This window comes from Ramlibacter sp. (genome assembly GCF_013697775.1).
In the GTDB taxonomy this organism is placed as follows: domain Bacteria; phylum Pseudomonadota; class Gammaproteobacteria; order Burkholderiales; family Burkholderiaceae_C; genus Ramlibacter.
The window spans coordinates 20,934-33,131 of sequence record NZ_JACCWG010000320.1 but is presented as its reverse complement, the minus strand read 5'-3'; the positions used below and the strand labels follow the sequence as shown (position 1 = coordinate 33,131).

At 68.2% G+C, this 12,198-nt stretch carries 14 protein-coding genes; 1 reads left to right on the top strand and 13 read right to left on the bottom strand.

What is annotated here, in order from left to right; translation table 11 throughout:
- On the bottom strand, window positions 1-497 hold a 497-nt coding region (locus H0U68_RS16385; protein ID WP_296357475.1), incomplete at its 3' end, for an AraC family ligand binding domain-containing protein.
- Window positions 498-531: 34 nt separating this feature from the next.
- A complete protein-coding gene (locus tag H0U68_RS16380; RefSeq protein ID WP_296357474.1) occupies window positions 532-1,170 on the bottom strand; it encodes a cysteine hydrolase family protein in 639 nt (212 codons plus the stop codon).
- Between the two features lie 100 nt (window positions 1,171-1,270).
- On the opposite strand from H0U68_RS16380, the gene H0U68_RS16375 reads away from it, so the two are divergent.
- Window positions 1,271-2,275 (top strand): helix-turn-helix domain-containing protein, encoded by a 1,005-nt coding sequence (locus H0U68_RS16375; protein WP_296357471.1) that lies wholly within the window; start codon window positions 1,271-1,273, stop codon window positions 2,273-2,275.
- Between the two features lie 8 nt (window positions 2,276-2,283).
- On the opposite strand, the gene H0U68_RS16370 is transcribed toward H0U68_RS16375, so the two are convergent.
- The 11 genes from H0U68_RS16370 to H0U68_RS16320 form a co-directional block, all read right to left on the bottom strand.
- Window positions 2,284-3,495: a ThiF family adenylyltransferase gene (locus H0U68_RS16370; protein ID WP_296357469.1), complete on the bottom strand. Its 1,212-nt coding sequence runs from the start codon at window positions 3,493-3,495 to the stop codon at window positions 2,284-2,286.
- A gap of 145 nt (window positions 3,496-3,640) precedes the next feature.
- Window positions 3,641-4,225: a GNAT family N-acetyltransferase gene (locus H0U68_RS16365; RefSeq protein ID WP_296357467.1), complete on the bottom strand. Its 585-nt coding sequence runs from the start codon at window positions 4,223-4,225 to the stop codon at window positions 3,641-3,643.
- A gap of 49 nt (window positions 4,226-4,274) precedes the next feature.
- Window positions 4,275-5,555, bottom strand: a complete 1,281-nt coding sequence (locus H0U68_RS16360; RefSeq protein ID WP_296357466.1) for an ATP-grasp domain-containing protein — start codon at window positions 5,553-5,555, stop codon at window positions 4,275-4,277.
- A gap of 24 nt (window positions 5,556-5,579) precedes the next feature.
- Window positions 5,580-6,929, bottom strand: a complete 1,350-nt coding sequence (locus H0U68_RS16355; protein ID WP_296357464.1) for an LLM class flavin-dependent oxidoreductase — start codon at window positions 6,927-6,929, stop codon at window positions 5,580-5,582.
- A gap of 42 nt (window positions 6,930-6,971) precedes the next feature.
- Window positions 6,972-7,514, bottom strand: a complete 543-nt coding sequence (locus H0U68_RS16350) for a flavin reductase family protein (protein ID WP_296357462.1) — start codon at window positions 7,512-7,514, stop codon at window positions 6,972-6,974.
- A gap of 58 nt (window positions 7,515-7,572) precedes the next feature.
- On the bottom strand, window positions 7,573-8,169 hold the full coding sequence (locus H0U68_RS16345) for a LysE family translocator (RefSeq protein ID WP_296357460.1): 597 nt from the start codon (window positions 8,167-8,169) through the stop codon (window positions 7,573-7,575).
- Window positions 8,170-8,200: 31 nt separating this feature from the next.
- Complete coding sequence (locus H0U68_RS16340; RefSeq protein WP_296357458.1) at window positions 8,201-8,617, bottom strand: cupin domain-containing protein; 417 nt, start codon at window positions 8,615-8,617, stop codon at window positions 8,201-8,203.
- A gap of 25 nt (window positions 8,618-8,642) precedes the next feature.
- On the bottom strand, window positions 8,643-9,677 hold the full coding sequence (dmpG, locus tag H0U68_RS16335; RefSeq protein WP_296357455.1) for a 4-hydroxy-2-oxovalerate aldolase: 1,035 nt from the start codon (window positions 9,675-9,677) through the stop codon (window positions 8,643-8,645).
- A gap of 79 nt (window positions 9,678-9,756) precedes the next feature.
- Entirely contained in the window at window positions 9,757-10,653 is an 897-nt protein-coding gene (locus H0U68_RS16330) for an acetaldehyde dehydrogenase (acetylating) (RefSeq protein WP_296357453.1), read from the bottom strand.
- A gap of 13 nt (window positions 10,654-10,666) precedes the next feature.
- Entirely contained in the window at window positions 10,667-11,497 is an 831-nt protein-coding gene (locus H0U68_RS16325) for an alpha/beta fold hydrolase (protein WP_296357451.1), read from the bottom strand.
- A gap of 15 nt (window positions 11,498-11,512) precedes the next feature.
- Window positions 11,513-12,196, bottom strand: a complete 684-nt coding sequence (locus H0U68_RS16320) for an RraA family protein (protein WP_296357450.1) — start codon at window positions 12,194-12,196, stop codon at window positions 11,513-11,515.
- Window positions 12,197-12,198 lie beyond the last annotated feature (2 nt).

Below are 12,198 nucleotides of genomic sequence, written 5' to 3'. Positions count from 1 at the left end.
GGCGTGCGCGCCGCATGCCGGTCGGCCTGCGCATGCCGCCGCACCCAGTGCGCCAGCAGCGCCAGCAGGCGCGACTGCGCCTCCAGCGGCGACGCGACGCCCGCGTCCTCCACGTCCCGGTGCAGCCGCACAATGGCGCCGGCCAGCGCGCGATCGCGCAGCACGCCGCGGTCGAACGCGGCTTCCACCTGGCCCGGCGGCAAGGCCTGGCGGACCACCGCCGCATCCACGTAGAACATGCGGTAGCCCCAGCTGTCGCCCTGCGCGGGCCGGCCGGAGTGCGGCTCGCCCGGCACCACCAGGTTGATCTCGCCCGCAGCGGCGACCTCGCTGCCGCGCAGGTAGTCGAAGCCCAGCGCGCCGCGCGTGATGACGCCCAGCGCGTAGTCGTCGTGCGTGTGCCGCGCGAAGGTCTGCGCCATGCCGTCCGCGCGCAGCAGCGTCACGCCGGGCAGGCTGTCCGGCTTCCAGAGCTGCAATGCGCGCGCGGTGGTCACGCGCGGGTTATAGCAGGCCCGGATGCACCCGTGGTCAGCCCGCGGCCTGCGCGCGGCCGCGCTGGTTGGATGCCAGCACGTTGTCCTTGGGCAGCGCCTCGCCGGTCTTCAGCGCCGCGATCCAGTCGGCCGTGCTGGCCACGGCCGCGAAGTTGCTGTGGAACACCACGCTGAACACGCGGTGGATCTCCTCGGCGCTGGCGTAGCCGGCCGCGTTGGCGTACGGCAGCGCGCCGCTGGCGTCGCCCAGGAACTCCACTGTCAGGCCGCGGTGCATGGCTTCGAACACGGTGGAGGCGTCGCAGTTGTGCGTCATGTAGCCGGCGACGGTGAGCGTGTCGATCTCGTTCTTCTGCAGCCAGTCCCCGAAGTCGGTGCCGGTGAACACGCTAGGGAAGGTCTTGGTGACCAGGTGGTCGTGCGGCCGCTGCGCGATGTCGGAATGCAGCTGGCCGTTGTGCGTGTCGGCCTGGAATAGCGGCGCGCCCTTGGGCGCATGGTGCCGCACGGCCACCACCGGTACGCCGGCGGCGCGCGCCGCGTCCATGGCGCGGCCGATGTTCGGCAGCGTCTCTTCCACGGGGGGATAGGCGATCGGCAGGCCGCCGCCTTCGAAGTACTCGTTCTGCACGTCGATGACGACGAGGGCGCGGCGGATGGGAGAGGACGGCATGGAAAGCTCCTTGGGTGTTGCGGTTGCGATGGCTGGATTGTTGGCCGCACGCACGTTTTACGAAAGTGGCCTGGATGCCATTCATCGATAGAATCGGGCCATGCCGCGTTCCACCCGATCCACCATTCCCCGCCCTTCCAGGCACCCGTCCGTGCCCGACACCATCGCCGTGGTGGCGTTCGACGGCATCAGCCCCTTCCACCTGTCGGTGCCCTGCATCGTGTTCGGCGAGGACCGCACCGAAACCGGTGCGCCGCGCTTTCGGCTGGTGGTCTGCGCCATGGAGCCGGGGCCGCTGTCCACCAACGCCGGCTTCAGCATCCAGGCCACGCACGGGCTGTCGGCATTGCGGCACGCCAACATCGTCATCGTTCCCTCATGGCGGGACACCACGGGTCCGGTGCCGCCGGCCCTGCTCGCCGCGCTGCGCGCGGCGCACCGGCGCGGCGCCATCATCGTCGGCCTGTGCCTGGGCGCCTTCGTGCTGGCCGAAGCCGGCCTGCTGGACGGCCGCCCCGCCACCACGCACTGGTACGTGGTCCCGTGCTTCGCCGAGCGCTTTCCCAAGGTGCAGCTGCGGCCCGAGGTGCTGTACGTGGACAACGGCGACGTGCTGACCTCTGCCGGCACCGCCGCCGGTATCGACTGCTGCCTGCATCTGCTGCGCATCCGCCATGGCGCGGAAGCGGCCAACCGCGCCGCGCGGCGCATGGTGGTGGCGCCGCACCGCCAGGGCGGGCAGGCGCAGTACATCGAGCAGCCGGTGCGCGCGGCGCCCGAGTCGGACCCGCTTACGCCGCTGCTGGAGTGGCTGCGCAAGCACCTGAACCAGCCGCACCAGCTGGACGACCTGGCCCAGCGCGCCCTGATGAGCCGCCGCACCTTCACGCGGCGGTTTCGCGACGCCACCGGCACCACGGTGGGCCAGTGGCTGCAGGACCAGCGCCTCGCGCTGGCGCAGCGCCTGCTGGAGACCACCCGCCGCCCGATCGAGATCGTGGCTGAAGACGCGGGCTTCGGTTCGGCCGTGTCGCTGCGCCAGCACTTCGGCGCCGCGTTCAAGACCTCGCCGACCGCCTACAGAAGGCAGTTCTCTCGCGTCTGAAGAGGCGCCTAGCTGCGCATGCCCATCCCGCGCAGGATGCGGTAGGTTTCTTCCTGGTCATTGGCGCGGTTGCGCGCGTAGTCCGGGTCTGCCTTCTCGTCCACGTCGATGAAGAACTCCGGTACCACGCGTTCCTTCAGCAGCACCTTGCGCACCGTGCGGGCGATGGCGCCCGCGCAGATGGACACGGTGCCGGCCAGCTGCGAGATGCCGGCGCCCTGGTTGCTGCACGCCTTCACGAACGAGTCGGCCATGCGCGAGGGCAGGCGGTCGTTGTTGAAGATCGCCAGCAGCGATTCGGCGAAGCTCAGCTCACGGCCCATGCGCTCGCGCATCTTGTCCAGCTGGCCGTGGAACGGCGGGTAGTTGCGGTCCAGGTCGTAGCGCTCGGTGCCGATCTGCACAACGCCGTCGCCCATGTCGATCAGCCACACCAGCGGCACGCCGTGCTCGCGGCAAGCCTGCCGCATCTCGATCTTGGCCTGCATGCTGTCCACCGCATCGACCACCACGTCGGGCATGTTCTTCGGATCGAACATGCGCGCCATGCTGTCCTTGTTGAAGCCGCGCGGCTCGGCGTCCACCCGGGCGAACGGGTCCACGTCCCAGACCTTCTGCGCCACGATGTCGGTCTTGTCCACGCCGATGTTCATCAGCGAGGACGACACGCGGTTCAGGTTGGACAGCGCCAGCTGGTCGAAGTCGGTGATGAAGAAGCTGCGCACGCCCTCGGCCGACAGCGTGGTGACACACGCTCCGCCGACGCTCAAGCCGCACACCGCGACGCGGGACTTGCAGAACAGGGCCTGCTCTTCGCGCGTGAACAGGCCGATGTTGCGCGAGGTGCGCAGGCGGTAGTGGTCGTCCGAATGCAGCAGGTGCACCAGCGCGCCGTTGTCGTACAGCACCCAGCTGCCGGCCAGCTCCTCGGGCGCGCCGTTGGCGTAGCTGTTGCGGAAATTGCGGAACTCCTCCATCACCCGGTCGGGCGCGGACTTCAGCTGCGGCTTGTCGGCCAGCAGCAGTTCCAGCAGCACCTCTTCGTAGATGTCGTGGACGCGCGTGGCGCCCGACTTCAGCTGGTCCAGCCGCCGCAGCGCGGCGGTCTGCGAGGTCTCATTGCGGGGAATGAAGATCGTCGGTTCGGTCAATGCCCCCCGTTTCTCCCTGCGCAGCGCGCTGTTCAGCGCGCGCTCCTGGTCGCGTACGTTGTGTGACACGTTATTTCTCCTTGGCTCCCTTGCTTCGCGGATTGGGCACGCGACGAACGGCTCGTGACCCTCCGCCCGCACCCGCCTTCTCCCATCCGCCGTCCCCGCGCGGACCGGTGCGCGTGCGGGTTGTTCTTTTCCTACGCGCCCTGCTTCACAGGCGCAGCTCCATGAACAGCGCGCTGGAGCGGTAGGTGTCCAGCTTGTCCACCGCCTGGTAGTCCTTCATGCTGTTTTCCGCATACGGCGCGATGTCCCTGAAGCCGACCGAGCGGTACAGCGCATGCGCGGCCGACAGCACCTTCAGGCTTTCCAGCCGCACCGCCGTGTAGCCGATGGCGCGCGCGTCGGCGAGCAGCCGCTCCACCAGCAGCCGCCCGGCGCCCAAGCCGCGCGCGCGCGGCTGGATGTACATGCGCTGCACTTCGCCGATGGTCGGCGTCAGCTGCTTCAGGCAGCCCACGCCGACGAACTCGCCAGCATGGCGCACCACGTAGAAGCGGCCCAGCGGCGGAAAGAACTTCACCGGGTCGGCCAGGTCGGACTCCACCATCGCGGAGATCTCGAAGTCCAGGCCGTAGTTGCTGGAGGCGGCGTGGCCGATCCATTCCAGGTATTCCGTGAGCAGGTGCCGTGCGGCTTCGCGCGTGCGCGCGTCGTCCACGGCAACGAATTCGACCTGCGGATCGCCGGGAACGGCCTGCCCGGCTGCGGATGTCTGGTGGCTGGATTGCATCATCTGTTCTTCTCCCCTTCTTCTCTCGAACCAGCCACCCGCCAAATGGCGTTCAGGCTGGCTGCGCGGCGCGCACGCGCACGATCTCCCGGCTGAAGCGTTCGGCCATGCGCAGGTGTTCGTCGAAACCGCGCTCGGCCTTGCGGCCCGGCCAGAAGAATTCAACCGACCCCTCGCGGTCGTGCCACGAATTCAGCGGATGCGACACGTCGCCGGGCCTGGCCGACACCTGCATGTTGACCACCTCGTACGGCAGGAACTCGGGCAGCCGAACCGCGTCGACGATGCCTTCGTCGGCCTTCAGGAAGGCGATGGCGCCCAAGCCGCGCGGCTCCAGCCGCTCGGGCAGGCTCGGCATGTTGCCCAGGCACGAGGCCGCGTGCAGCTCGTAAGGATTGATGCCGAAGCAGTGCTCCACCAGGTCCATGATGCAGTCGCCGCCGGTGCGCGCCGCGACCTCGACGATGCGGATCTGGCCGTCCGGCCGGATGCGCGCCTCGAAGTGGCCCATGCCCACGGTGATGCCCAGCGCCGCGCAGGACTTCTCGGCGATCTCGCGCAGTTCCTGGTGGTCCTGGTAAATCGAGGGCACGGTGTGGCCGGTTTCCACGAAGTGCGGCTCCTCGCCCAGGTACTTGTCGGTCACCGCCAGCACCCGGTGCAGGTCGCCGTGGTTGAACACCTCGACGCTGACCTCCGACTGCGCCGGGATGTACTCCTCGGCCTGGAACAGGTCCACCGGCTCCTTGAACGCGCCGCCCAGGGAATCGATGTCCGCGAGGCACTGGCGCCAGGCATCGGCCAGCGCGCCGGCATGCGCGACCTTGATCACGCCCACGCTGCCGGTCAGCTGGCGCGGCTTGATCACCAGCGGAAAGCCGATGCGCCCGGCCAGCGCCTGCAGCTCGGCCAGCGTGCTGAAGGCGCCGAACTTCGGCACCGGCAGGCCGGCGGCGGCAAGGACTTCCTTCATCGCGAACTTGTCGCGGCAGCACTCCACCGCCTGCGGCGAGTTGTGCGGCAGCCCGAAGTGCTGGGCCACGGCCAGCGCGCTGCGCATGGCGAAGTCGTTCACCGGCACCACCGCGGCCGGCTGGGCGCCGGTGCGCGCGCGGTGCTCCAGCACCGCGGCCAGCACGCCTTCGGGATCGGTGAGGTCGCCCGTGATGTAGCCGTCGAAGAACTTGATGGTCGTCGCCAGCCGCGTCTTGGCCAGCACGAAGACTGGCATGCCCCCGCCGGCGCGCAGCGCGCCCCCGAGCACGCGCTCGCGCAGCGGGAATTCCCCGCCGATGATCAAGATGTAGTTCGTATCGACGGAGGCGCTGCTCATGGTGAAGCTTCCCTTGTGGAGTGGCTAGACCGTCTCTGCTTCCGCCACGGGTAGGTAGCGGCTTTCTGGTGACGGCAATCCCAGGTTCTCGCGCAGCGTATTGCCGCGCAAAACCATGTCATGGTAGCCGCGCTCGGCCAGCACCGGTAGCACCTGATCCACAAAATCGTCCAGGCCGAAGCCGTTCACCGGCAGCCCGAGCATGAAGCCGTCGGCGGCGCCCTCTTCCACCCAGCGGATCATTTCGTCGGCGATCTTGTCGGGAGTCCCGATGAAAGCCTCCGATGTACCGATATTCGTGCGGCGTGTCGCGCACTCGTACGCAACTTCCAGCAGCGTCATGTTCTTTTCCTTCGCGAGCCGGCGGATGTTCTCGGTGACCGACTGGAAGCCGTTGGCGCCCAGGTCGCCCAGGTCGGGGAACGGCGCATCGGGGTCGTACTTGCTGAAGTCGTGTCCCTGGAAGAAGTGGCCGATGAATGCCAGAGCTTCTTTGGGGCCCAGCAGGTTGCGCACTTCCAGGTAGCGCTCGTGCGCCTTCTCTTCCGTGGCACCGACGATCGGGCCGATGCCCGGGAAGATCTTCACGTCGTCGGGGTTGCGGCCCTGGGCGGCCACCGCCGCCTTCAGCTTGCTGTAGAAGCCCTGCGTCTCCTCCATGGTGCCGCCGTTGGTGAAGATGCAGTCGCCGTGCATGGCGCCCATCAGGATGCCGTCGGCAGACGAGCCGGCGTGGAAGATCACCGGGTGGCCCTGCGTCGGGCGCTGGCTGTTGAGCGGCCCTTCCACCGAGAAGAAGCGGCCCTTGTAGTTGAGCCGGTGCATCTTGGCCGGGTCCATGAACTGGCCGGTTTCGCGGTCGCGCACGAACGCGTCCTCGTCCCAGCTGTCCCACAGGCCCTTGACGGCTTCCACGTGCTCCTGGCCGATCTCGTAGCGCAGCTCGTGGTCGGGATAGCCGCGGTTGTAGTTTCGCCCCGAGCCTTCCAGCGACGAGGTCACCACGTTCCAGCCGGCGCGGCCCTTGCTGATGATGTCCAGCGCGGCGAACTGCCGCGCCACGGTGAACGGCTCGCTGAACGAGGTGGACATGGTGCCGACCAGGCCGATCTTGCTGGTGAGCGGCGCCAGCGCCGACAGCAGCATCATCGGCTCGAAGCGGTTCAGGAAGTGAGGCATCGAGCTCTCGTGGATGAACAGGCCGTCCGCGATGAAGGCGAACGCGATGCCGCCGGATTCCGCCTTGCGCGCGCGGTCCACGTAGAAATCGAAGTTGATGCTGGCGTCGGCCGGCACGCTCGGGTGCCTCCAGGCATTCATGTTGGCGCCGTGGCCCTGGATCAGCACGCCGAAGTGGATGCGTTTTTTCTGCATGGCAATGTCTCCCTTTGAATTCCAGTTGAACGAATGCCGCGCTCAGGCGTGCAGCAGCCGGGAGGCGGTGGGCCGCCCGTCCTGCCAGAGAAGCGGCGACACGGCCTCGGCGCAGTCGACGCCTTCGACGTGGCCCACCACGATATCGTGACTTCCATAGCTGAGCACGCTGTCGATGCTGCAGAACAGCGTGGCCTGCGCGCCACGCAGCACCGGCAGCCCGCCGATCTCGTCCCAGTCGCCGTGCCCGAAGCGCTCCTCGTGGCCGATCTTGCTGCTGAACGGCAGCACCAGGCCGTGCTGGGTCTCCTCCAGCAGGTTGACCGAGAAGCGGCCGGTGCGCGTCAGCGGCTCGTGGATGGAGGCGTTGCGGTTCACGCACACCAGGATGGCCGGCGGCTCCATGCACACGGCGTTGACCGCCGTCACCAGCATGCCGTAGCGCAGCGAATGCTCCTGCGCGGCAATGATGGTAACGGTGCCGGTCAGCCGACGCATCGCTTTCTTGAACTGCTGCGTGACCGCGTCGGGCTGCGGCCGCGCGAATGCGCTTGTCAGCGCGCTTTCTGTCCAGTTGCTTGGCATTGCGTTCTCGCGAAAAGATGAAATTTTGGATGGCGACGGTGCTGCGTACGGAATGTGGTCAGTGCGCCAGGACGGAATACGCCAGCGAACCCGAGAACGTGAGCAGCACCAGCGATGCCAGCCGCAGGAAAGTGGAGGTGTGCGCCGCCAGCGACCGCTGCGAGGTGAGCAGGCTGCCCAGGCTCGACCAGCCGATGCCGATGGGCGCCACCACGATCATGAACACCAGCAGCGCGCGCCCCAGGTAGCCCACCGACTGGAAGGCCTCCAGCGGAAACATGGTGCTGGCGAACAGCAGCGCCTTGGGGTTCATCAGCGTGGCGATGAACACGTCGCGAAAGCTCACCGGGCCGCTCTCGTCGGTGTGCAGCGTGCGGCTGGTCACCCACATCTTGATGCCCAGCCACAGGATGTAGGCCGAACTCGCCAGCTTGATGGCGTCCATCAGCCACGGCCGGGTGGTGGCGAACGACAGCAGGGCCAGGCCCCACAGCGAGATCGACACCGCGTAGCCCGCGGCTTCGGCCAGCACCAGCGGCAGCGTCGCGCGCCAGCCGACCTTCAGTCCGGAAGACAGCAGCAGCGTGTTGGTCGGCCCCGGGCAGACCAGCACCAGGGAGACGTAGAACGCCATCTTGATCAGGGCATCTTGCATGCGGCATGGCTTTCCGGACTGTCGGGCGCGCCTAGCGGCGCACGTCCTGGGCTTGCTGCGCCTGCTGCGCGGCGCCGGAGAAGTAGCGCGCCCCGTCCGGCGCCAGCCAGTCGGCGCGCGGCGGGGTGAACACGTCCAGGTCGACGCAGTCCTCCAGGCACAGCGCGTTGTGCGGGATGTTGGCCGGCAGGTGCAGGATGTCACCGGGGCCGACCTCGGCCTCGTGCTCCAGGTTCTCGCCGTAGCGAAACAGCAGCCGGCCTTCCAGGATGGTGGTGAACTGCTCGTTCGGGTGGCTGTGGGTGCCGACGAAGGCGCCCTTCTTCAGGAACAGCTTGGCCATCATCAACCCCTCGCCCCACACCATCTGGCGCTCGATCTGCGGCGTCAGCACCTCGCGCTCGACGCCTTCCCAGGCGCCGAACCCCTTGTCGTTCAAACCGGACATGGCAACTCCCCGTTCTCGTTTGTTGTCAAGCGGCCGCTTCGAGCTTTCCCACCGCGCGCTGCGTGTCGCGCGCGCGTGCGAGCCGGCTGGCTTCCTCGGTGATGATGTCCTCCTGGCCGGCCACCAGCTTGCGCTTGGCCAGCCGCGCATACAGCTCGAATTCGTTGACGTCGAACTCCTGCGCCGCCTTCTGGATGTGCGGCACGTAGCCCGAGAACAGGCCGAACAGGCCGCTGGCGATGTTGGCGCCCGCGATGTGCGGCGTCTTCGGCGTGAGGAAGGCTTCGGTGCGGCGCGCCAGCTCGATCACGCGCTCGAACGAGGTGGCGACCTTGTAGCCCTCGCGCTCCATCACCGCCACCAGCGTCTCCAGCTGCGTGTTGCCGGCGCCCGCGCCGAAGCCCTTCAGGCAGGCGTCGATGATCACCGCGCCCTGCTCCAGCGCCACCAGGCTGTTGGCCACGGCCAGGCCCAGGTTGTTGTGCGCGTGGAAGCCGACCTTGGTTTCCAGCCCGTTGACCAGCCGGCCGACCTTGCTCTTGACCAGCGAGGGCGTGGAATAGCCGGCGCTGTCCATCAGGATCACGGCTTCCGCCCCGTAGCTCTCCATCAGCCGCGCCTGCGCCAGCAGCACGTCGGGCGGCGCCATGTGCGACATCATCAGCACGCCGTAGGCGGTCTTGCCGGCCAGGCGCACCTGCTCGATGAAGCGCGCCGACACGTTGGCCTCGGTGCAGTGGGTGGCCACGCGCACCACGTCCACGCCGGCTTCCAGCGCCAGGGTGATGTCCGAGGACTTGCCCAAACCGGGAATGAAGTGCACGCCCAGCTTGCTCCTTGTCAGGCCTTCGCGCGCCGTCTCCAGCATGGTGCGGTCGCAGATGGGTGTCTGGCCGAGCAGGCAGGACGAGCCGCCCAGGCCGTTGCCGTGGCCGACCTCGATGACGTCGATGCCGGCCTCGTCGGCGGCGCGCGCGTACTCGTAGATCTGCGAGGCGGTGAGTTGGTGGCGGATGGCATGGTTGCCGTCGCGCAGCGTGGCATCACTGATCAGAATCATTTTGGAACTCCCTGGGATATTGGTTGCGGTGGAAGGGCACGTGCTGCGCGCGGCGCCAGGTGCCCGTGCGCGGCGCCCGCTACTGCGCGACGTCGGCTGCGCGGCTGGTGGCGTGCTGGTGCTCGGCCACCGCGATCGCCGCGCAGTTGATGATGTCGAGGTTGCCCGCGTATTCGGGCAGGTAGTCGCCGCGGCCGCGCACCGTCAGGCCGACCTGGATGCGGCCCTGGCTCTCGATCGGCTGCACCACCAGCTGGTAGCCCGGCACGTACTTGCGCACCTCGTCCACCATGGCGGTGATGCGCGCGCGCACCTTGCCGAAATCCTGGTAGCGGGCGTGCGCGTACAGCGTGGTCTGCATCTGGATGCCGGGCTCGGCCGGGTTGATGTTCAGGATCGCCTTGGTCTTCTTGGCGCCCGTGAAGCTGGCCAGCGCGTACTCGGTGGTGGTGATGTACTCGTTGATGTTTTCCCGCGTGGCCATGCCCGCGCTCTTGGAGGCGATGGCGGACACCACCTCCAGGTAGTCGATCTCCTCGACCGCCTGGCTGAGCGCATAGGCCAGCGGCAGGCTGGCCTGGCCGCCGCAGGTGATCATGTTCACGTTCTGCGCGCTGTCGGACTCCGGCAGGTTGATGCAGGGCACGCACAGGCGGCCCAGCTTGGCCGGCGTGAGGTCGATGGCGAACTTGCCGGCCTGCGCGAAGTAGGGGTTGTGCAGCTTGTGCGCCGCCGCCGAGGTGGCGTCGAACACCAGGTCGTAGGCGTCGGCGTTTTCCTTGAGGAAATCCAGGCCGCCGCTGGAGGTCTCGACGTTGCAGTCGCGTGCAAGCCGCAGGCCGTCGCTCTTGCCGCTGCGCCCCACCACGAAGGCCAGCTCCAGCGTGTCGGTGGTCTTGACCTTGAACATCAGGTCGATGCCGATGCTGCCCGAGCCCAGGATGGCCACGCGCGTGCGCGAAGTTTCGGTTTTCATTGGTTGCAGAGCCTCAAAGTGATAGCGCGCCCGCGGTGCCGCGGGTCGCGGACTCCGTGTCGTGCCGTAGGGGTTGTCGTTGCATCCGCTCGCCCGCCGCGAGCCGCCGCAGCTCCTCGCTCAGGTCGGCCAGCAGCGCCTTCTCCTCGCTGTGCAGGAAGAAGTGGTTGCCGGGATAGCGCACGTAGCGCACCGGTCCGGTGGTTTCGGCGGCCCAGCCGGCCAGGCCGGCGGCGGTCACCAGGCGGTCCACGGTGCCGTGCAGCACCAGCATCGGACAGGCCAGGGGCGGCTGCTCGATGTAGCGGTGCATGGCCGAGACGGTCAGGTCGGCGCGCAGCCGCGGCATCCACAGCTCGCGCAGGGCCGGCTCGGTGATCAGTTCCTCGGGCGTTCCGTTGTAGTCGCGCACCGTTTCGATGAACGCATCGTCGGGCAGCGCCTGGGCGCCGGCGTCGAGCCAGCGAAACCGCGGCGCGCTGCGGCCCGAGGCGATGAACAGGTCGGGCTCGGGCAGTCCCTGCGCGCGCAGGCTGTGCGCCAGGTCGCGCGAGATCAGCGCGCCCATGCTGTGGCCGAAGAACACGTAGGGCCGGTCCAGCAGCGGCGGCAGGATCTTCGCCAGCTCCGCCACGATCGGCTCGGCGTCGTCGATCAGCGGCTCGTCCATGCGGTAGTCGCGCCCGGGCAGCTGCACCGCGATCAGTTCCACCCAGTCGGGCAGGCTGTCGCGCCAGGTGCGGAAGGCCGCCGCCGTCGCGCCCGCGTAGTGGAAGCAGAACAGGCGCAACCGCGGTTCGCCCTTGCCTTCGTGGACGATCAACCAGGGCGAATCGGTTTTCATGGGTTCCCTGCCCCCTTACATGACTTTGTATTTGTTGAACGCCTCGACCACGCCCAGGCCTTCCAGGATGTCGGAGCGCACCTTGCGTTCCAGCCTGGCCTTGCTGATCGCGCGGTTGATGGCTTCCTCTTCCACTTCGCGCGGGATGACGCACACGCCGTCGCCGTCGCCGAAGATCAGGTCGCCCGGGCGCACGCGCACCTCGCCGACCTTGATCGAGCAGCGGTAGTCCACCACGTTGTGGCGGCCCTGCAGGCCGTAGGCATGCGAGCCGTGGGCAAACGCCGGGAAGTTCTGCTGCAGCACCGGGCCGACGTCGCGCATGTGGGCGTTCACCACCACGCCCGCGGCGCCCAGCTTCGCCGCGCGCAGGCACAGCAGGTCGCCCATGCGGGCCGCGCCCACCATGCCGCCGCTGACGATGTAGACCTCGCCCGGGCGCAGTGAATCCACCGAGTCGAACAGCAGGCCGAACGGCTTGTTGTCGTAGCGCTTCAGGCCCCCGTGCGGCACCGGCGGCTCGTCCTGCACCGGCATGGCGCGGCCGATCATCACCATGTCGCTGCGCAGCGGCTTGATCTCCGGCGGCAGCATCGGGTGGGTGAACCCGAGCTGCTCGAGCACGTCGCTCACCGGGCAGGTCTGCAGTTCGGCCCGCATCAGGGCGAACAGCTCTTCGTCGTTTTTCCATTGCGCCATGG

Excerpts from the sequence above, each read along its gene's own strand:
- H0U68_RS16380 (WP_296357474.1), bottom strand. The coding sequence starts at position 1,170 with ATGCCGTCCTCTCCCATCCGCCGCGCCCTCGTCGTCATCGACGTGCAG.
- H0U68_RS16345 (WP_296357460.1), bottom strand. The coding sequence starts at position 8,169 with ATGCAAGATGCCCTGATCAAGATGGCGTTCTACGTCTCCCTGGTGCTG.
- H0U68_RS16375 (WP_296357471.1), top strand. The coding sequence starts at position 1,271 with ATGCCGCGTTCCACCCGATCCACCATTCCCCGCCCTTCCAGGCACCCG.
- H0U68_RS16320 (WP_296357450.1), bottom strand. The coding sequence starts at position 12,196 with ATGGCGCAATGGAAAAACGACGAAGAGCTGTTCGCCCTGATGCGGGCC.
- H0U68_RS16350 (WP_296357462.1), bottom strand. The coding sequence starts at position 7,514 with ATGCCAAGCAACTGGACAGAAAGCGCGCTGACAAGCGCATTCGCGCGG.
- H0U68_RS16325 (WP_296357451.1), bottom strand. The coding sequence starts at position 11,497 with ATGAAAACCGATTCGCCCTGGTTGATCGTCCACGAAGGCAAGGGCGAA.
- dmpG (WP_296357455.1), bottom strand. The coding sequence starts at position 9,677 with ATGATTCTGATCAGTGATGCCACGCTGCGCGACGGCAACCATGCCATC.
- H0U68_RS16330 (WP_296357453.1), bottom strand. The coding sequence starts at position 10,653 with ATGAAAACCGAAACTTCGCGCACGCGCGTGGCCATCCTGGGCTCGGGC.
- H0U68_RS16365 (WP_296357467.1), bottom strand. The coding sequence starts at position 4,225 with ATGATGCAATCCAGCCACCAGACATCCGCAGCCGGGCAGGCCGTTCCC.
- H0U68_RS16340 (WP_296357458.1), bottom strand. The coding sequence starts at position 8,617 with ATGTCCGGTTTGAACGACAAGGGGTTCGGCGCCTGGGAAGGCGTCGAG.
- H0U68_RS16355 (WP_296357464.1), bottom strand. The coding sequence starts at position 6,929 with ATGCAGAAAAAACGCATCCACTTCGGCGTGCTGATCCAGGGCCACGGC.
- H0U68_RS16360 (WP_296357466.1), bottom strand. The coding sequence starts at position 5,555 with ATGAGCAGCGCCTCCGTCGATACGAACTACATCTTGATCATCGGCGGG.